The 19,511-nt window shown below is 68.3% G+C and carries 18 protein-coding genes; 5 read left to right on the top strand and 13 right to left on the bottom strand.

What is annotated here, in order from left to right:
- Positions 1-34 precede the first annotated feature (34 nt).
- The 10 genes from culp6 to glf all read right to left on the bottom strand — a co-directional run bounded on the left by culp6 (position 35) and on the right by glf (position 11,804).
- Positions 35-1,054 (bottom strand): carboxylesterase Culp6, encoded by a 1,020-nt coding sequence (culp6, locus tag ADBZ6K_RS04015; RefSeq protein ID WP_526344871.1) that lies wholly within the window; start codon positions 1,052-1,054, stop codon positions 35-37.
- A 90-nt stretch (positions 1,055-1,144) separates the two neighbouring features.
- Entirely contained in the window at positions 1,145-1,579 is a 435-nt protein-coding gene (locus ADBZ6K_RS04010) for a DUF732 domain-containing protein (protein WP_526344569.1), read from the bottom strand.
- Between the two features lie 82 nt (positions 1,580-1,661).
- On the bottom strand, positions 1,662-2,540 hold the full coding sequence (locus tag ADBZ6K_RS04005; RefSeq protein ID WP_526344568.1) for an alpha/beta hydrolase: 879 nt from the start codon (positions 2,538-2,540) through the stop codon (positions 1,662-1,664).
- 191 nt (positions 2,541-2,731) lie between these two features.
- Positions 2,732-3,793 carry an alpha/beta hydrolase gene (locus ADBZ6K_RS04000; RefSeq protein WP_526344567.1) on the bottom strand — a complete coding sequence of 354 codons (1,062 nt, stop codon included), beginning with the start codon at positions 3,791-3,793 and terminating at the stop codon, positions 2,732-2,734.
- 89 nt (positions 3,794-3,882) lie between these two features.
- Positions 3,883-4,902 (bottom strand): alpha/beta hydrolase, encoded by a 1,020-nt coding sequence (locus tag ADBZ6K_RS03995; protein WP_526344566.1) that lies wholly within the window; start codon positions 4,900-4,902, stop codon positions 3,883-3,885.
- A 134-nt stretch (positions 4,903-5,036) separates the two neighbouring features.
- The gene (gene aftB / locus ADBZ6K_RS03990) at positions 5,037-7,079 is read right to left on the bottom strand and encodes a terminal beta-(1->2)-arabinofuranosyltransferase (RefSeq protein ID WP_526344565.1); all 2,043 of its coding nucleotides are present in this window, start codon (positions 7,077-7,079) and stop codon (positions 5,037-5,039) included.
- 3 nt (positions 7,080-7,082) lie between these two features.
- Positions 7,083-7,997, bottom strand: a complete 915-nt coding sequence (locus ADBZ6K_RS03985; RefSeq protein WP_526344870.1) for a decaprenyl-phosphate phosphoribosyltransferase — start codon at positions 7,995-7,997, stop codon at positions 7,083-7,085.
- Between the two features lie 66 nt (positions 7,998-8,063).
- Positions 8,064-8,609 (bottom strand): phosphatase PAP2 family protein, encoded by a 546-nt coding sequence (locus tag ADBZ6K_RS03980; protein ID WP_526344564.1) that lies wholly within the window; start codon positions 8,607-8,609, stop codon positions 8,064-8,066.
- A 1-nt stretch (position 8,610) separates the two neighbouring features.
- A complete protein-coding gene (locus ADBZ6K_RS03975) occupies positions 8,611-10,539 on the bottom strand; it encodes a glycosyltransferase family 2 protein (RefSeq protein ID WP_526344563.1) in 1,929 nt (642 codons plus the stop codon).
- Complete coding sequence (gene glf / locus ADBZ6K_RS03970; RefSeq protein WP_526344562.1) at positions 10,536-11,804, bottom strand: UDP-galactopyranose mutase; 1,269 nt, start codon at positions 11,802-11,804, stop codon at positions 10,536-10,538. The genes ADBZ6K_RS03975 and glf overlap by 4 nt, the downstream gene beginning before the upstream one ends.
- Before the next feature lie 246 nt (positions 11,805-12,050).
- On the opposite strand from glf, the gene ADBZ6K_RS03965 reads away from it, so the two are divergent.
- Together ADBZ6K_RS03965 and ADBZ6K_RS03960 are read left to right on the top strand one after the other, a co-directional pair.
- A complete protein-coding gene (locus ADBZ6K_RS03965) occupies positions 12,051-12,872 on the top strand; it encodes a hypothetical protein (protein WP_526344561.1) in 822 nt (273 codons plus the stop codon).
- 212 nt (positions 12,873-13,084) lie between these two features.
- Entirely contained in the window at positions 13,085-14,638 is a 1,554-nt protein-coding gene (locus ADBZ6K_RS03960) for an N-acetylmuramoyl-L-alanine amidase (RefSeq protein ID WP_526344869.1), read from the top strand.
- 4 nt (positions 14,639-14,642) lie between these two features.
- On the opposite strand, the gene ADBZ6K_RS03955 is transcribed toward ADBZ6K_RS03960, so the two are convergent.
- From ADBZ6K_RS03955 to ADBZ6K_RS03945, 3 genes are read right to left on the bottom strand one after another with little or no spacing between them, the layout of a single operon-like run.
- Positions 14,643-15,467 (bottom strand): Cof-type HAD-IIB family hydrolase, encoded by an 825-nt coding sequence (locus ADBZ6K_RS03955; protein WP_526344560.1) that lies wholly within the window; start codon positions 15,465-15,467, stop codon positions 14,643-14,645.
- Positions 15,464-16,225 (bottom strand): lysophospholipid acyltransferase family protein, encoded by a 762-nt coding sequence (locus ADBZ6K_RS03950; RefSeq protein WP_526344559.1) that lies wholly within the window; start codon positions 16,223-16,225, stop codon positions 15,464-15,466. Before ADBZ6K_RS03950 ends, ADBZ6K_RS03955 begins: the two co-directional genes overlap by 4 nt.
- A 4-nt stretch (positions 16,226-16,229) precedes the next feature.
- Positions 16,230-17,006, bottom strand: coding sequence for a lysophospholipid acyltransferase family protein (locus ADBZ6K_RS03945; protein WP_526344558.1), 777 nt, complete (start codon positions 17,004-17,006; stop codon positions 16,230-16,232).
- Positions 17,007-17,147: 141 nt separating this feature from the next.
- Here ADBZ6K_RS03945 and ADBZ6K_RS03940 point away from each other — a divergent pair, with 141 nt between their 5' ends.
- From ADBZ6K_RS03940 to ADBZ6K_RS03930, 3 genes are read left to right on the top strand one after another with little or no spacing between them, the layout of a single operon-like run.
- Entirely contained in the window at positions 17,148-18,713 is a 1,566-nt protein-coding gene (locus tag ADBZ6K_RS03940; RefSeq protein ID WP_526344557.1) for a Rieske 2Fe-2S domain-containing protein, read from the top strand.
- Positions 18,713-19,054, top strand: a complete 342-nt coding sequence (locus tag ADBZ6K_RS03935; RefSeq protein ID WP_526344556.1) for a hypothetical protein — start codon at positions 18,713-18,715, stop codon at positions 19,052-19,054. Before ADBZ6K_RS03940 ends, ADBZ6K_RS03935 begins: the two co-directional genes overlap by 1 nt.
- Before the next feature lie 32 nt (positions 19,055-19,086).
- Positions 19,087-19,503: a nuclear transport factor 2 family protein gene (locus tag ADBZ6K_RS03930; protein ID WP_526344555.1), complete on the top strand. Its 417-nt coding sequence runs from the start codon at positions 19,087-19,089 to the stop codon at positions 19,501-19,503.
- The last annotated feature ends 8 nt before the right edge of the window (positions 19,504-19,511 follow it).

Genomic DNA, 19,511 nt, shown 5'->3' with positions numbered 1-19,511 from the left:
TCGCCAGCCAAATCGGGTGCGCGGCCCGACTTGTTCATCCGTGCTCGGGATGTGGAGCGTTGTCGATGATGTTCTGCGTCCACCCCAGTGTCCACTGCGTGGCGGGCTGACCGTCCAGATTCCAGAAGTCCGGCGTGGCGTACATCGCATGGATCGGCTGACCGCCATTGCTGCTCAGCACCTGCAGCGTCTTCGGCAGGTTGACGATCGAGAATGCCGACTCCGGCGCCGCGCAGATCAGGTCACCCGCTGCGCAGATCTCGTTGGTCCTGTCGTTGAGCGTCCCGAAGCCGCCGGGGCGGGGCCCCGACATCGTCAGCCCGAGAGATGACAGCGTGGGCACATCCTGCAGCGTGATCTCGGCACCCTGGCCGACGGGGTTGGGCCCGACGTCCTGCCCGACGCCGGTCTGGCGGCGCCCGTCTGCGATCAACGTCACGCCGAGCACGAGATCCTCGTCGACGGGGCCGCGCCCGTTGCCGATGTCGCTGGCGATATCCCCCGCGATGACGGCGCCCTGCGAGAAGCCGACCAGCACGTAGCTGGTGAGCGGGCAGCGTTCGTTCATGTCGGTCATCGCCTTGACCGTGGCGCGGGCGCCCTCCGCGCGGCTGTCGTTGTAGGACATCTGGTTGTCCGCGGCGAACGGATTGTGGAACTGCGCCGTGTAGGGCACGGTGAACACCTCGAGCCGGTCGCCGCCGAACTGCTGGCGGACCGGATTGGTCACGCGCAGCAGCAGCGCGGCCGGGAACTGGACCGGGTTGAACGGGTCGAGCTGCACCGAGGACTCCCAGGTGCCGGGGATGGAGATCAGCTGCACGTCGGGGCAACTCGCGTCCTGGAACTCCGGGCGCGGTTTCCTGGTGGTCGGCGGTACCCCCGGCGCGCTGGTGGGCGGGACGGCGCTGGGCGGCAGCGCGGTCGGGGGCGTCTCCGGCTTGCGCATGATCACGACCACGACCGCCACCACCAGCACGACGACGAGCGCCACCGCCCCTGCTGCGGCCAGGGCGAGGATCCGGTGGCGTTTCCGCCGGCTGCTCTTCGGCATGGTCTCCTTCTTATCTGCACTCATCTGCACTCAATATCTGCACGCCAGGTCACGGCGCGCGCTGAGCCCGCCGCCCCTCCCGGTGGGGAGCTAGCAGAGTCGCGCCGTCGCGATCCGGATGTAGTCGGCGGTCGCCCCGGTGATCTCGGCCGAGGACGGCGCGTGGGCCGCGCTCGTGGCCGCCCGCATATCGCTGCGCACGAGCGGCTGGACGAAATCCCACACCGCTTGGTCGTTCTGCTTGGCGGCCCTCGCCTGGCACACGTACGAGCCGATCGACAGCGCGAGCAGATCGCTGGACGGCCGCACACCGGCCGCCGTGATGGCATCCAGGTAGGCGCGCTGCTGCGCGCTGAGCGTGAGGGTGTGCGGGCCCATCGAATCCTCGGTCAGCGGCTGACCGTCGGCCGTCGCGGTCTCGCTGCCCGGCAACCCCGTCGTCGCCATCAGGTCGTCGCCAGGGCTGCAGGCCGCCGTCGGCACGGCTGCGCACGCCATTGACAGCAGCGCAACCGCCTTTGCCATCCGCCGTTGGGTGTGCCGCACCCCTCCAAGGTACCGGCTCACCAATGCTGTTCCGGTCCAGCCGATTCCCGGTGTCGTCCCGCTACCTGATGGTCGCGACGAGTTCGCCCGACATGGCGGCAAGCTGCGGTGCCCAGCTCGACCACCCGTGATCGCCGCCCGCCGGGAAGTCGAAGTGACCGTTGTGGCCGCCGACGCCGCGGTAGTGCTGGTAGAAGGTGCGGTTGCTTCCCGTCGCCTGCTCGCCGTAGCCGATCACGGCTGCGGGATCGCTGGCGGCGGATGTTTGCGGGCTGTAGATCCACAACCGGGTGTTGTTGTCGGCCAGCAGCTGCACATGCACGTCGGGGTCGTGCCATTTCCATCGACCCAGCTGTGGCAAACCCCACATATTTCTGGTATCCACTCCGCCGAACCGTTGCAGCCCGGCGGTGATCGCTCCGTTCAGCGTGGTCGACGACGGGGTCAAGAATCCCGAGAGTGAACCGGCGTAGCGGAAGCGGTCGGGGTGGAAGGTGGCCATCGTCACCGCACCGGTGCCGCCCTGGGCCGCGCCGACGATGCCGTGCCCGCCCGGCGCGAGGCCCTTGTTGGCGGCCAGCCAGTTCGGCAACTCACCGGACAGGAAGGTCTCCCACTGCTTGCCGCCGTCCTGTTCCCAGTTCGTATAGAAGCTCCAGGCGCCGCCTGCGGGCGCCACCACGGAGATGCCGGTGCCCGCCAGGGTGTTCATCGCATTGCCGGCGGTCACCCAGTTGCTGACGTCGGGTGCGGCGTTGAAGGCGTCGAGCAGGTAGACCGCGTGCGGACCGCCCGCCATGAAGGCGACGGGGATATCGCGGCCCATCGCCGCCGACGGCACCATCAGATACTCGACGGCGTCCGCGCGCGCCGGTGCCGGTGCCGCGCCGGGCACCGCGGCCCACAATCCAGCCGCCAGCACCAGCGTGGTCGCCAGCATTCGCACCACAATCGCCGCGCGCCTCACACTGAACCCCTCCTGCCCGCCCGGTGTGCGTCCCGAGCCACCGCCGACCCGCGTGTAGTGAAACACACGGCCGCGACGCATCGGGCCGGAAACGGCTGACGGCGGCGACCCCTCGGGATCGCCGCCGTCTGCTGGCGTCAGATCAGCGCACCGCGCAGGGCGCCTCAGTTGCCGGTGGTGTCGGCCTCGGCCTCGGCCGCGACCGGGGTCGCGGGCTGCGGCGTCGCATTCAGCACCCGCTGGATATCGGGCTTCATCGCCTGCAGCTGCTGGCCCCAGTACCCCCAGCTGTGCGTGCCGTTGGTCGGGAAGTTGAACACGCCGTTGGTTCCACCCGCGGCGATGTACTCCTCCTGGAACGTCTTGTTCGTCCGCAGGGTGAAGCTCTCCAGGAACTTCGCGTTGAACAGGTTGCCCGAGCTGGTGCCCGCGTCCAGGTCGGACGGCTTGCCGTCGCCGCAGTAAACCCAGATGCGGGTGTTGTTGGCGACCAGCTTGCCGATGTTGACCATCGGGTCGTTGCGCTTCCAGGTGTCGTTTCCACCCTCGCCCCACATGTCCTTGGGGTCGTAGCCGCCCGCGTCACCCATGGACATCCCGACCAGCATCGGCCACCAGCCCTCGGACAGGTTCAGGAAGCCCGACAGCGAGCCGGCGTATTGGAACTGGTTGGGGTGATAGATCGCCATGACCATCGCCGCGGAACCGGCCATCGACAGACCGACGGCGGCATTGCGCGTCGGGTCGACGCCCTTGTTGGCGGCCAGGTAGGCCGGCAGCTCGCTGGTGAGGAAGGTCTCCCACTTGTAGGTCTGGCAGGCACCGGTCTTCTTGCTGCACGCAGGCGCATACCAGTCGGTATAGAAGCTGGACTGCCCGCCGACCGGCATGATCACCGACAGCCCGGAATCCAGGTACCACTCGAATGCCGCGGTGTTGATGTCCCAGCCGCTGAAGTCGTCCTGAGCGCGCAGACCGTCGAGCAGATACACCCCGGGAGAGTTGGGGCCGCCGTTCTGGAACTGCACCTTGATATCGCGGCCCATCGCCGCAGACGGGACCATCAGGTACTCGACCGGAAGGCCGGGTCGCGAGAATGCACTCGCCGTCGCCGCGCCCCCGAACACGCCAACCAGGCCCGGTAGTACGGCCGCTGCGACGGCTGCGACCGCCACGCGGCGCGATCCGCGTCTGGCCACACCTCGCAGCCTCTCAACGAACTTCATTCCCTTTATCCCATCTGTTGTGTCGCCGAGTAGTGAACCACACCTGAGCGGGTTCCCTCTCGTCAGCAGTTTTCGGTCCCAGCCGCTGCTCAGCCGTTGAGCGTCGCGATCAGGTCCGGCTTGAGGGCTTGCAATTGCGCGCCCCAGTACGCCCACGAATGGTTGCCCGCGGGCGGAAAATTGAAGGTGGCGTTGCGGCCGCCGGCGGCGACGTACGCCTCCTGGAATCGCTTGTTGCTGCCGATCGCCAGCGATTCCAGACTGGTCGCGTTCCACGCCTGAGCCGCGTCGGCGCCCTCGTCCAGCGGGGTGCCGCCGCCCGGAGCGCAGTAGATCCACAACCGGGTGCCGTTGGCCGCGATACGCGCAGCTTGCTCCACCGGATCGTTGCGCTTCCAGGCCGCATCCCACGGCGGACCCCACATGTTGTCGACGTTGAATCCGCCTGCATCGAGCATCGCCACGCGGATCGCCTGCTTCATGAACGCCGTGGAGGGGTTGAGGAAGCCCGAAAGCGACGCGGCGTAGACGAACTGCGCGGGGTGGAAGGCAGACAGGATCAGCGCGGCGCCGCCCGACATCGACAGCCCGACCACACCGTTGCCCGTCGTCGACACCTGCCTGTTGGCGGCCAGCCATTGCGGCAGCTCGCTTGTGAGGAATGTCTCCCATTTATAGGTGTAGGGCTGGTTGTTGAAGCTCGACGGCGCATACCAGTCGGTGTAGAAGCTGGACTGCCCGCCCACGGGCATCACCACCGAGACGCCCGATTCGTAGAACCATTCGAACGCGGGGGTGTTGATGTCCCAGCCGCTGTAATCGTCCTGCGCACGAAGTCCGTCGAGGAGATACACCGCTTTGGGCCCCGTGCTGGATGTCGGCGCCGGGGCGCCTCCGGTGCCCTGGTACTGGACGCGGACATTGCGCCCCATGGCCGTCGAGTAGACGTCGAGGTATTCGACGGGAAGCCCGGCGCGTGAGAAGGCCGACGCGGTCGGTTCGCCCGCCGCCACCGACGTCAACGCGGGCAGCGCGAGAAGCGCGGCGAGCATCACCGTCAGCCTGCGGAGCCGGCCGCGCGCGGCAGCGACTCCCGAGGTGATCAGCATGTGATGGCCCGTCCGTTCCGTGTCCTGCGCACGGCTGAAGGCGCGTGCCCGTGTGCGGCTGACTGGTTATCGCGCAGATGCGACTACCGCGTTACCCAAACAGAAAGTCGGGCCGGCTATCAAATCGCCGGCCCTCAGGGCCCCGTTGCCGGTAAGCCAGTATAGGGCGGCTCCTTGGGTGTCGGGACGTCCAGCTCGCAGCGGATCAGCTCGTACAGGGGCACCCGATCGATGCGGTAGCCGGTGTACTCGGCCGCATGCAGGACGTTTGACATGAATCGCCGCACGCCGAGTTCTCCGCGGATGGACTCGAGCACCGTCTCGGTCTCCGGGCACTTCAGCGCCACGACCGCCTGGGAGACCCAGTCCTCGTCGATGTAGTCGGGGATGTACGGAGGCTCCTTGAGGAACGGCCCTTCAGCTATCGCCCAGTCCGGGAACAGGTTCTTGTCGTGGCCGATCCGGCCGTCCTGCAGGCGTGCGGTGTGCGCCGCCAACGGGTTTGCCAGCCCGATCTGGTCGACGACCCGCACGTCCAATCCGACGTTCATGCCGAGCATGCCGAGATTGGTGAAGAACACGGTGTGCGGCCCGCGGTAGTTCTGCCGCCAGTTCGGCGGCGCGTCCGGCGGCACCGGCGGCGGTTTGGCGGGCACCACATCCCAGCGGTCGTAGTGGCCGGCTGGCAGCAGCAAGGCGCCGTCGGGGGTGTTCCGCAACGCGGTCAGCACCGCGCGCATCCGGGGATAGTCCAGGTAGTCCGCCGCGGTGAGCGGGTGGGCGTGGCCGGTGGCCTGGGCGTAGAAGCGCCGCTCGTCGACGATCCCCGAGTAGGTGACGCGGGTGGCGTCGGCACCCATGCCGGGTGAGTTGGCCGCCCACGCCGACCAGCCCACGACCGCCAGCCACAGCGCCGTCGTGGCACCCGCCAGCAGGTACCCGGTCTCGCGGGTGAACTTCGTCCCGTCGGGCAGCACGACCGGAATCACCGCGACGGGCGCGAGCAGACAGAACAGCGGGGTGAGCAGCACCCGGCCGTGCATGAAGTCGCCGCCCTGGCGCAGCCAGTACAGCGCCTGAAGCAACCCGCTGACCAGGATGAAGGCGACCACCGCGGGAGGGCTCTGCACGACGCGCGCCAGCCGGCCATACCCGGCGGGCACCCGCCTGCGGGTCCACCACGGCCTGGTCCGCGTCGCCAGCAACACGGCGCCCAGCGCCAGCAGCAAGATCGCGGGCACCCACAGCAGGTAGGGCCGATTGAAGTTGGCCAGGTAGACGAAGCCCTGCGACCACTTGGACCCGGATGCGTCCTTGGCCAGCGCGGTGCCCGGCACCAGCAGTGCGTAGTAACCCATGCGGAAGATCTGATAGCCGACCGGCAGCAGGCCGCCGGCAACCACGATCAGCGCGCGCCTGGGCCATCCGCGGGCGGCCACCAGCATCATGATCAGCGCGAGACCGCCGATCAACGCCAGCTCCGGACGAACCAGCACGCTCATCCCCGCCACAAACGCCAGTGCGGCGTCGAAGAACCAACTGGCCACGTTGCGGGGCGGGGCGGGGCGCGGTGGCCCCGGCTGGGCGCGCAGCGCCTGCGACCAGCAAACCATCATCCACCAGAGCAGGCCCAGATACGCCAGCACCAGGCCGTTCTCCAGGCCGGAGCTGGCGAAGTCGCGCGCGGGCGGGATCGCGATGTAGACCAGAGCGCCTGCGGGCAGCAGCAGCGCGCGCCGCCCCTGCAGGCCCGGTGCGTACAACCGGCCCGTTCCCAGCATGGCCAGCGCGACGCCGAGCACGCTGAGCACCAGCGCGAACGTCAGCGCCACGTACTCCAGCCGGACGGGACCGCCGATCCAGCCGCCCAGATAGACGAGGTAGGTCCATACCGTCGACGTGTTGGACTCGACGCGCTCCCCGGCGTTGAACACCGGTCCGTTGCCCGCCAGCAGGTTGCGCACGGTCCGCAGCACGATCAGGCCGTCGTCGGCGATCCACCGCCGCTGCCAGGCACCCCAACTGAACAGCGCGGTGACCACGAACACACTCACCCACAGGCTGATCCGCACGGTGCGGTGGTACGGGAAGGCGGGCCAGCGCCGACCGTGCGCGCCGTGGCGCCTGGGCGCTTCGGGCGGGCCGGCCGATTGTGCGGTGACGACCGTCGCGCTCATGGGCTACCCGAAGAGAACCGCGGCGCCGACGGTCCCGATCCACGCCACCGCCAGCAGCTGCAGCACGTGGTCGCTGAACGCGATCTCCTCGGGCTCGCCGGCCATACCGCCGTCGACGTCGATGGCGTAGCGCAGGATCGCGATGGTGAACGGGATCATCGAGATCGCGAACCACGAACCGCGACTGCCGTCGCGCTCGAATGCCCACAGCCCGTAGCACAGCACCACCGCGGTGGCCGACATGGTCCACACGAACCGCAGATAGGTGATGGTGTAGCTCTCCAGGGCCTTGCGGATCTTGGCCCCGGTCCGCTCGGCGAGCTGCAATTCGGCGTATCGCTTCCCGGCCGCCATGAACAGCGAGCCGAACGCCATCACCAGCAGGAACCACTGCGACAACGGGATGCCGGCCGCGACGCCGCCCGCGATGGCCCGGATCAAAAAACCCGACGACACGATGCAGATATCAAGCACCGCCTGGTGTTTCAGGCCGAAGCAATACGCCAGCTGGATGGCGATGTAGATCGCCATCACGAATGCGAGGTTGGGGGTGACGAGCCAGGAGATGCCGAGCGACGCCACCGCGAGGACCACCGCGAGCGTGTAGGCCAGCCATTCGGGCACCACCCCGGCCGCGATGGGGCGAAACCTCTTGGTGGGATGCTGGCGGTCGGCTTCGACGTCGCGCGCGTCGTTGACCAGGTACACACTGGACGCGGCCAGGCAGAACGCCACGAACGCGATCGAGACCTTGAGGATCACATCGCTGTAGTCGTAACGGACGCCGCCGCCAAGCGCGGCCAGCGGTGCGGCGAGGACGAGGAGGTTCTTCAGCCACTGCCGCGGCCGCATCGCCCTGATGACGCCGGTGACCACATTGCTCGGCGGACCGGCTACCGACGCCGCTTCCTCACTCATGCGGGCTGTACTCATCTTCGATCCGCTCCATCGCGATCCGCAGGCGGCCACGGGTCGTGGCGCCCATCAGTCTGCTCCACTCCCGCGGGTGCAGTGTGCGCCGACCCGCCGGGCGGAGACCTCGACACCCTTGGCGACGCCCGCCCCGATCATCACCCCGGCCAGCACGTCGGTCGGGTAGTGCACACCGAGGACCAGCCGGGACACCGCCATCGGCGGGATCACCAGCAGGGGCAGGGGCGAGCCGGACGCGCGGGCCATCAACAGGGCCGCCGCGGTGGTCGACGTGGCGTGCGCCGAGGGAAAGCTCAGCTTGCTGGGGGTGCCGACGTTGACGGCGACGTCGGGGTGATCCGGACGCTTGCGGCGCACGATCCGTTTGATCACCACCGCGGCGGCGTGCGCGAGGAATGCGCCGGCAGCCGCGGTGAGCCACTCCCTGCGCCTGCGCGGGTCGAGCAGCGCGGCCAGCCCGGTCACCGCCAGCCAGCCCAGGCTGTGCTCGCCGAAATGCGACAGCGCACGGGCGCCGACCAGCACGCCCGGGCGGCCCGCAAGCGCGGACTGGACGGCGACCAGCGCGGCGTCCTCACCCCGCGGGTTGTCGGTCATGTCAGGCTTCTCTGCCGGATCGGGCGGCGGATGGCAGCAGCACCGTCTCCCACTTCTGCTGGCTGGACAGCTCCGGAAGGGCCCGGCGGTACACCTTGCGCATCCGGTTGAACCGGCGGGCCAGCCGCACATGCTGGCGCATCGACTCGCGAAGCAGCTCGAACATCTTCGCGCGGTCCCGCTGCCGGAACACCACGCCGCGGCCGTCGGCGGTGGTCACCGTGACGCCGTCGACCTTGCACAGCAGGAACCAGCGGGCGTCCTGGGTCGCGACGTTGAGCTGCGGGCGTTGGTGATGGGCCGGGTTCTCCCTGCGCAACTGGTGCACCACGCCGCGGGCCAGCCGCAGCCCGATCGCGGGCAGCGACACCGGCGGCTTGTGCACCTTGGTCCGGCCGGTGGGGGTCGGCAGCGCGGTGGCCCCCGGCAGCACCACCGCATCGGGGTACTGCTCGCGCATCTTTCGGACGTCGGGCAGTGCCGACTCGAGGATCGAGAAGATGTGCTCCGGGCCGGCCAGGAAGTCCGCCATTGCCTTGGTCTGGATCGCGACGGTCGAATACTCCAGGCACAGAAGGTGTTTCAGGGTCGCCTTGACGGAGGACGCCAGCAGGCCCCCGGCCTTGCCGTCCCAGTGCATCGCCGCGACGACCAGCCGGTTGCGTAGATGGAAGTAGGCCTGCCAGTCGATGGCGTCGTCCTTGTCGCTCCACGCCATGTGCCAGATCGCCGTGCCCGGCAGGGTGACGGTGCCGTAGCCGTGTTCGGCGGCGCGCAGCCCGTAGTCGGCGTCGTCCCACTTGATGAACAACGGCAGCGGCTGGCCCAGTTCCTCGGCCACCCGGCGCGGGATCATGCACATCCACCAGCCGTTGTAGTCGACGTCGATACGCCGGTGCAGCAGCCTGCTGTGCGACTCCTCGTCGTTGAGCGGGTATTTCGCGAAGTCGTGGTCGTACTCGGCGTGTGGCGCGTTGGTCCACATGAAGTTGGCCCGGTTGACGACCTCGCCCATCACATGCAGGTGCGAGGGTTCCTGCAGGTTGAGCATCTGGCCGCCGACCAGGGTGGGCGTCTTGGCGAACCGGTTCATCGCCAGGGCGCGCAGCACCGAGTCGGGCTCGATGCGGATGTCGTCGTCCATGAACAGAATCTGTTCGCAGTCGGTGTGTTTCAGCGCCTCGTACATCACCCGGCTGTACCCGCCGGAGCCGCCCAGATTTGGCTGATCGTGTACCGAGAGCCGGTTGCCAAGCAGCGCGGCCGCCGCAGCGTAGCCCGGGTGGTCCTTGGCCTTGCTGGTGCCCTGGTCGGAGACGATGACGGCGCCGATCACCTCGTCCACCAGCGGATCCGACGTCAGCGCCGCCAGCGCGTTGACGCAGTCCGCGGGCCGGTTGAAGGTCGGGATGCCCACTGCGATGTGTCCGCGGCCGGGGGCGGGCACCGACGCGTACCAGCCCGCGCTGTTCAGGGTGACGGCGGTGTCGGTGGTGATGTCGAACCAGATCCACCCGCCGTCCTCGAAGGGGTCGAGACCGATCTCGAATTCGGTGACGACGGATTCTCCGGACGCGGGTGCGCCGCCGACCGTGATGCGGGCGCCGGTGGCCTTGGATCGGTAGACGTCGACGCGGGCGCTGCCGGTCAACTCGACTCGCAGCACCACCGACTCCAAAGTCGACCAGCGTCGCCAGTAGCTGGCCGGGAAGGCGTTGAAGTAGGTGGCGAACGAAACCTCGGAGTCCGGGCCGATCTCCAGGGTGGTGCGGCTGGGCGCGTGGGCGCGGCGGGCGTTGGTGGCCGATTCCTCTATATAGAGCTTGCGGACATCGAGCGGTTCGCCGGGACGGGGCAGGATGATCCGGGCCAGCGGGCTGATCGCCCGCGACTCGGTCGACTCGAGCGCACCGGACGGGATGTCACTCATGCTCTGCTTTCCTCTGGTCGGTCGTCGAGCGGCACACCATCGACGAGGTGCGGCGCGAGCGTGTTGTCGTACATGTTCAGTGCGCTGGCGATCGCCATGTGCATGTCCAGATACTGGTATGTCCCCAGCCGGCCGCCGAACAGCACCCCGGCCGACTTCGTCTCGGCCTTGGCCCTGGCGCGGTAGGCGGTCAGCAGCGCCCTGTCGGCCTCGGTGTTGATCGGATAGTAGGGCTCGTCGTCGTCCTCGGCGAAGCGCGAATACTCCCGCATGATCACGGTCTTGTCGGCCGGGTACACCCGCTCGGGGTGGAAGTGCCTGAATTCATGAATACGCGTGTACGGGACATCAAGGTCGTTGTAGTTCATCACGGGAGTGCCTTGAAAGTCCCCGGTGGGCAGCACCTCAACCTCGAAGTCGAGGGTGCGCCAGCCCAGCCGGCCCTCGGCGTATCCGAAGTAGCGGTCCAGTGGGCCCGTATAGACGACAGGTGCCGACGGGTTCGACTCACGGAGCCCATCACGGACATCGAACCAGTCGGTGTCCAGGCGCACCTCGATGCGCTCGTCGGCGGCCATAGTGCTCAGCCACGCGGTGTAACCGTCGACCGGCAGACCCTCGTAGGTGTCGTTGAAGTAGCGGTTGTCGAAGGTGTAGCGCACCGGCAGCCGGGTGATGTTGGCCGCGGGCAACTCCTTGGGATCGGTCTGCCACTGCTTGGCCGTATAGCCCTTGACGAACGCCTCGTAGAGTGGGCGGCCGATCAGCGAGATCGCCTTCTCTTCCAAATTCTGGGCATCGGCGGTCGCGATTTCGGCGGACTGGTCGGCGATCAGGGCGCGGGCCTCGTCGGGGGTGAAGTAGCGGCCGAAGAACTGTGAGACCAGCCCGAGGCCCATCGGGAATTGGTAGGACTGCCCGTTGTGCATCGCGAAGACGCGGTGCTGATAGCCGGTGAATTCGGTGAACTGGCGCACGTAGTCCCACACCCGCTTATTGGAGGTGTGGAACAGGTGGGCGCCGTAGCGGTGCACCTCGATGCCGGTCTGCGGCTCGGGTTCGGAGTACGCGTTGCCGCCGATGTGCGAGCGGCGCTCGACGACGAGCACGCGCTTGTTCAGTTGCGTGGCTACCCGCTCGGCGATCGTCAGTCCGAAGAATCCGGAACCGACGACGAGGAGGTCGAACCCGCCGTCGGGCGAAGGCGGCGGGGCTACTTCCCGGCCGGAGAGCTGGGGACCGACCCGGGGATCAGGTGACGTCATCGGCAGTCAGGGTATCCGACCGCGACGTCCGCTCCCGCATCTACGAGCCGGGTCGTTAGCGGTTATAGGTCGCGATTGGCTCACAATTCCATATCGTCACTCTAGGCACATTGGTCACACCAGTAACATCGACTTCGTCGGCGCAGAACGGTTTCGCGTTGCCGGGACCGTCCGCCGACCCAGATATCGCGGGATATCGAAAAACAAGTAGATACCAGGCGTAATCCAGATATTGAGGAGACTTCCGTGCCGAACCGACGTCGACGCAGGCGCTCGACAGCCATCAGCGCGTTCGCCGTACTGGCCGTCGCAAGTCCAGTCGTCATCGCCACCGTGACCCACCTGTCGCAGCCCGAACCCGCGGCGCCGCAGCATCGCGAGTTCGTCCAGGCCGCCAGCATCACCGACCTGCCCACCGAGCTGATGTCGGCACTGTCGCAGGGTCTGTCCCAGTTCGGCATCAACCTGCCGCCCATGCCGACCAGCCTGCTCACCGGCTCGCCGAGCACGCCGTCGCTCGCATCCCCGTCGCTGACCACCCCCGGCCTGGGCACCTCCCCGCTGACCACCACCCCCGGCCTGGGCATTCCGGCCGCCCCGACGGCCTCGGCGCTGACCGATCCCGCACTCGCCAACCCCGCGCTGACCAATCCGGGGCTGACCAGCCCCACCGGCGCGATCCCGGGCGGGTTGAGCACGCCGAGCCTCGGCGCACCTGCGCTGACGACGCCGACGGCCCTCGATCCCGCCCTGACGCCGATCGCCACCGGGACGGGCCTGCCAGCACCCGGCGAGGTGCCGATCACCACACCGCTCGTCGATCCCGCGCTCGGCGGCTATCCGGTCCTCGGCGATCCGTACCTGACCGCCCCTGCGCCCGCACCGGCCAGCGGCGGACTGCTCGGCGACCTGTCCAGCGCCGCCGACCAGCTGGGCGCGGGGCAGGCCATCGACCTGCTCAAGGGGATCGTGATGCCCGCGATCACCTCGGCGATCAAGTCCGCCGCCCCGCCCGCGGCGCCCGCCGCCGTGGCCGTTCCCGCACCCGCCGCGGCACCGGGAGCCTGACAACCTGCCCCTGGACGGCACCGCAGATGACATATCGGAAACTCTGCGGTGCCGGCAGGGGACTTCAGCGAAGTTGCCGTTGCGACAAGGTCGCGCACACCGCCGTGTCGAAACACGAGTAACACCAGACTCATACGTAACATCACTGCGTGCCGTGCCGTCGCTCCTCACCGTCGATCGTGTTCACCGCGATCGTGGCGACGGCCGCCCTGATGCCGTGGGCGATCACCGGCCTGCCCGGTGACGAGCCGACGGCACCCGCCGACGACACCCGACTCACCCAGCAACCGTTGACCGGGCTCGGCGGCGGGGAGACGATCCGCGAGCTGCACCAGGACTCGCCGTTTTCGATGGTTGCGCTCACCGCGTCGGACCTGACCGGCACGTCGGCGCGGGTCCGGGCCAAGAAGCCCGACGGCTCGTGGGGTCCGTGGTACGAGGCCGAGGCCTTAGATGGGGTCGGGGATGGGGACGGGGAGCCGGGGCCCCGCGGCACCGAGCCGGTGTTCGTCGGGCGCACCACCACGGTGCAGGTTGCCGTCACCCGCCCGGACGACGCCGCGCCCACCGCGCCGCCACCGGCCGACAACAGCGCCGAGCTGGGATACCGGCCCGCGACCGTACAGCAGCCGTTCGCACAGAACATCAACGCGATCCTGATCAGCCCACCGCCGCTCGCCCCCATCGACAGCCTGCCGCTGCCCACCGCCGTCACCGCGCCGGGCGTCCCGCCCAACATCATCAGCCGGGCGCAGTGGGGCGCAGACGAATCGATGCGCTGCGGCGCACCCGTGTACGACGACGCGGTCCGCGCCGGCGTCGTGCACCACACCGCGGGGAGCAACGAGTACTCACCGCAGGACTCCGCCGAGATCGTCCGGGCCATCTACGCGTACCACACCCGCACTCTGGGCTGGTGCGACATCGCCTACAACGCGCTGGTCGACAAGTACGGCCAGGTGTTCGAGGGGCGTGCGGGCGGCATCACCAACGACGTCGAGGGTTCCCACACCGGCGGCTTCAACCGGGATACCTGGGGGGTGGCGATGCTCGGCAATTTCGACGTGGTGCCGCCCACCCCGATTCAGCTGCGCACCACCGCACGGCTGCTGGGCTGGCGGCTGGGCCTGGCGGGCGTCGACCCGAGGGGCACCGTCGTGCTGACCTCGGCGGGTGGGTCCTTCACGCACTTCCCGTTCGGCGCCACCCCGACGCTGCCCGCCATCTTCACCCACCGCGACGTGGGCAACACGGACTGTCCCGGCGACGCCGCCTACGCGCAGATGGACCGCATCCGCGACATCGCCGCACGCTTCAACTCCCCGCCGGGCCCCGAGGATCTGGCCGAGGCGCTGCGGGGTGGCGCGATCTTTGCCCGCTGGGAGGCGATGGGCGGGATGAACGGCCTGCTGGGCGGTCCGACGTCGCCGGAGTCGGCGGGCGAGGGACGGTCCAGGTACGTCACCTTCGAACACGGGGCGATGTACTGGTCGCCGGACAGCGGTGCCGAACCCGTCACCGGCGCGATCTACGAGGCGTGGGCTTCCCTCGGGTTCGAGCGCGGCGCCCTCGGCCTGCCCACCAGCGGTGAGATTCAGGAGCCGCTGTGGATCGTGCAGAACTTCCAACACGGCACGCTGAACTTCGACAGGGAGAACGGCACCGTCACCAGGGTGATCGACGGCGTGCCCGTTGAGCTGCCGCGCCAGGAGTTCGACGCGCCGCCGGTCCAGCTGGAGCGGTTCACGCCGCCGATCAACCCATAGGACGTCACAGCCAGCGTTCGATCACCCGCGCCACGCCGTCGTCGTTGTTGCGGGCGGTGACCTCGTCGGCGGCGGCGGTGGCTTCCGGGTGCGCATTGGCCATCGCGACGCCGCGGCCGGCCCAGCGCAGCATCGGGACGTCGTTGGGCATGTCCCCGAAGGTCAGGACGTCGTCGTACGCGATGCCGGCCGGACCCGTGAGTTCCTGGATGCCGGTGGCCTTGCTGATACCCGTCGACATCACCTCGACCAGCCCGTTGTTCGTCGAGAAAGTCATATCGCCGAGGGGTTTGACGTGCTCGGCGAGTGCGGCCACCATGTCGGCGCTGCTCGCCCCGGCCTTGCGGATGAGCAGCTTGACGGCGGGCGCGCTGAGCAGGTCGGCCAGCGACACCTCGGTGTTGTCGGGGTTGAGCCACGCGTGTTCGTACCCCGGTGAGCTGACGAACTGCGGCGTGGCGGCGTCATGAGCGCTGTTTCCCACCCGTTCCACGGCCAACCCGGCCCCCGGGATGATCCGGGTGGCGATCTCGGCCAGCGCGGCGAGCACGTCGGCGGACAGCGTTCTGGCGGAGATGATGCGGTCGGTCGCGGGGTCGTAGATCACCGCGCCGTTGGCGCATACCGCCATCGGCGCCAGTCCCAGACCGTCCACCACGGGGTGGATCCAGCGCGGCGGGCGGCCCGTCGCGAGGACGAACTGCACCCCGGCGTCGACGGCAGCCTGCACGGCGGCGCGGGTGCGCGGGGAGACCTTCTCATCGTCGTCGAGCAGGGTTCCGTCGACGTCGGTCGCGATCATCACGGGGCGGCGCGGCGGGGACGTCATCGCTGGCTCTTGTCCTCACGCTGCCCCCGTTTGCGGGCCCGTTCGGCCAGTTCGGCCTCGTCCCGCCGCTTGGCCTCGGCAGGTGTCGGGGCGCTGCCTCCCAGCCGGTGCGGCACCCAGTACGCGCCGGGTGGGCTTCCGTAGTCCGCCTGCACCCGGTGCAGCAGCGCGGTCATCGCGTCGCGAAGCGCGGTGTCCAGTTCCGCGGCGGTGCCCTCGGGCTGCAGCGCGGCGCCGACCTCGACCGTGACGGGCAACTTGGTGCGCCCCAGCCTCTTGGGATGGTCCTTCGTCCACAGCCGGTGAGCGCCCCAGACGATCAACGGGACCATCGGCACCCGCGCCTCCAAAGCCATCCGCACCGCACCGGACTTGAACTCCTTCAACTCAAAGCTCCTGCTGATCGTGGCCTCCGGGTATACCGCTACCAATTCGCCCTCCCGCAGCCGCCGCACCGCCTGGACGTAGGCGTCGGCGCCGGCTCCCCGATCCACCGGGATGGTCTTGGAGTGCCTGATCAGGTAGTTGACCACTTTGACCCGCTGCATCTCCGCTTTGATCATGAACCGCAGCCTGCGGTGGCGGTGCTCGGCGGCCAGCGCCGCAGGCAGGAAGTCGACGTAGCTGGTGTGGTTGATGACGACCACGGCGCCACCCGTCGAGGGAATGTGCTGCAGACCCCGGTAGGTGATCCGGGTGCCGGTCAGCGCGACCACCGCCTTCGCCGAGATCTCCAGCGCGCGGAAAACCGGTTCCATACCGCTAACCGGGGGTCTCCGCGGGGCCGGACTCCTGCGTACGCCGGGCCGCGCGCCGCGCGGCGTCCTCCAGGTCCATCCGGTTGGCCTCGGCCAGCGACGGAGCGCCCCCGCCGAGCCTGCGCGGCACCCAGTACGCGCCAGGAGGATGCGGACCGTAGGCGTCCTGCACCTGTTCGAGCAGGTGCTGCATGCGTGAATGCAGCAGCGTCGTCAGTTCGGCGGCGGGCAGCGTGGGCGCAATCGGCTCGCCGACGGCCACCGAGATCGGCACCTTCGGGCGCACCAGGTTCTTCGGATGTCCCTTCGTCCAGATCCGCTGCGCACCCCACACGATGTGCGGGACGATCGGCACCCCGGCGGCGATGGCCATCCGCGCCGCGCCGGATTTGAACTCCTTGATCTCGAAACTCCTGCTGATGGTCGCCTCGGGATAGACGCCGACCAGCTCGCCGCTCTTGAGCGTCTGGCAGGCCAGCTCGAACGATGCCGCCCCGTTCCCGCGGTCGACCGGGATGTGGCGCAGGGCGCGCATGATCGGGCCGGTGATCGTATTGTCGAATACCTCCTGCTTGGCCATGAACCGGACCTTGCGGCCACGCCCTTGCCGGTACGCGGGCAGCCCCGCGAAAGTGAAGTCGAAGTAGCTGGTGTGGTTGATGGCCACCACCGCCCCGCCGGTCGCGGGCAGGTTCTCCACCCCGGTGATGGTGAAGGTCAGACCCTGCAGCCGCCAGGCCAGCCGGGCCAGTTGAATGGCCGTTCCGTATACCGGTTCCACAGCCGTCAGACTAGTCGCCGGCGGCTGACCAGCGCGGGTGGAGTCAGCCCGTCGCCTGTTCACCAACGGTGTTCTGAGCGCGGCCTCCGGATGGGCGACAGCTAAGCTCAACGCTGTATTTCCCATCCGAGAGAGGTGTTTGTGCAGGTCACCAGCGTCGGGCATGCCGGCTTCCTGATCGAGACCGCCGCAGGCAGCATCCTGTGCGACCCGTGGGTGAACCCGGCGTACTTCGGATCGTGGTTCCCGTTCCCGGACAACAGCCAGTTGGATTGGGCTGCGCTGGGCGATGTGGACTACCTCTACGTGTCGCATCTGCACAAGGACCATTTCGACCCGCAGAACCTGCAGGAGCACGTCAACAAGGACGCGGTCGTGCTGCTGCCCGATTACCCGGTGCCCGACCTGCGCCGGGAGCTGGAGAAGCTGGGCTTCCACCGGTTCTTCGAGACCACCGATTCGGTCAAGCACCGGGTCCGCGGGCCCAAGGGCGACCTGGACGTGATGATCATCGCGCTGCGCGCGCCCGCCGACGGGCCGATCGGCGACTCGGGGCTGGTGGTCTCCGACGGCGAGACCACCGCGTTCAACATGAACGATGCCCGGCCCGTTGATCTCGAGGTGCTCGACCAGTTCGGTCACATCGACGTGCACATGCTGCAATACTCGGGCGCCATCTGGTACCCGATGGTCTACGACATGCCCGCACGGGCCAAGGCGGCGTTCGGCATCCAGAAGCGGCAGCGCCAGATGGACCGCTGCCGGCAGTACATCGCGCAGGTCGATGCGACGTGGGTGATCCCGTCGGCGGGCCCGCCGTGCTTTCTGGATCCCGACCTGCGTGATCTCAACGACGACCACGGCGACCCGGCGAACATCTTCCCCGACCAGGTGGTGTTCCTCGACCAGATGCGCGCGCACGGCCACGACCGCGGGCTGCTGATGATCCCCGGGTCGACGGCCGATTTCACCGGCGCGCGGCTGGACTCGCTGACCCATCCGGTGCCCGAGGACGAGCTGCGGGCGATCTTCACCACCGGCAAGGCGCCGTACATCGCCGCCTACGCCGAACGGATGGCACCGGTACTGGCCGCCGAGAAGGCCCGCTGGGCGCCCGCCGCCGGCGAGTCGCTGCTCGAACCGCTGCGGGAACGCTTCGAACCGATCATGAGTCAGAGCGACCAGATCTGCGACGGCATCGGCTATCCCGTCGAACTTCGGCTGAACTCCCGGGACCATCACGAGACAGTGGTGCTCGACTTCCCGAAACGTGCGGTGCGCGAACCGATTCCAGATGAGAAATTCCGTTATGGGTTCGCCATCGCTGCGGAGTTGGTGCGCACGGTGCTGCGTGACGACGAGCCGGACTGGGTGAACACGATCTTTCTGTCCACTCGGTTCACAGCCTGGCGGGTCGGCGGATACAACGAGTTTTTGTACACGTTCTTCAAATGCCTGACCGACGAGCGGATCGCTTACGCCGACGGCTGGTTCGCCGAGGCGCACGACGACTCGGCGTCGATCACCTTGGACGGTTGGGAGATTCAGCGTCGATGCCCACACCTCAAGGCCGATCTGTCCAAGTTCGGCGTGGTCGAAGGCACTACGCTGACCTGTAATCTGCACGGTTGGCAATGGAATCTGGAGACCGGACGATGCCTTACGACAAAGGGACACGAGTTGCGTCGCGAACGTTGTGGGCGGTAGTGGCGCCGCCCCGCCAGTACTACGACGACGGTCTGATCCAACTCGACCGAACGGCGATCACGTTGCGCCGCTACCACTTTCCGTCGGGTACGTCGAAGATCATCCCGCTGTCCAGCATCCGCGGTTATACAGCGAAACCGCTGGGGCTGGTGATGCAGCGGTTCCGGATCTGGGGCAGCTCGGATCTGCGCCGCTGGTTGCCGCTGGACGTCCGACGGCCGCTGCGGTCGACCCTGATCACGCTGGACGTGCCGGGAACCTACCCGCGGCCGGCGTTCACGCCCGCCGACCCGGACCACTTCATCTCGATGCTCGACGAACTCCTCACGGAGATGCGCTAGCGAGGCGGCGGGACAGCGGACCGGATTGTGCAATGGGCGATACTCCACTCGAGGTCGTTCAGACGTATCTGGATGCGTTCAATGCCGGTGATGCGGCGGCGATGTCGGCGGCGTTCGCCGCCGACGGTTCGATCCTCGACGGTATGGCCCCGCACCTGTGGCTGGGTCCGACCGCCGCGGCGGATTGGTACCGCGACGTGTTGACCGAAGGCGCACATCTGGGAGCGTCGGGTTACCACGTGACGATCGGTGCCCCGGTGCACAACGACACCACCGGGGACAGCGCGTATGTGGTGGTACCGGCGACGATGACGTTCGATCTCAACGGCACCCCGATAACCCAGACCGGTGCGACGTTCACGGTGGCGCTTCGCCGGGACGCCGACGGTGGCGCAGCGGGGTGGCGCATTGCGGCCTGGGCATGGGCGAAGGGCGGGCGAAGGTCGTGACCGACGGT

It is taken from the genome of Mycobacterium sp. (assembly GCF_044223235.1).
Taxonomy (GTDB): Bacteria; Actinomycetota; Actinomycetes; order Mycobacteriales; family Mycobacteriaceae; genus Mycobacterium.
The sequence above is the reverse complement of the archived record's forward strand: the minus strand, read 5'-3'. Positions and strand labels throughout refer to the sequence as shown.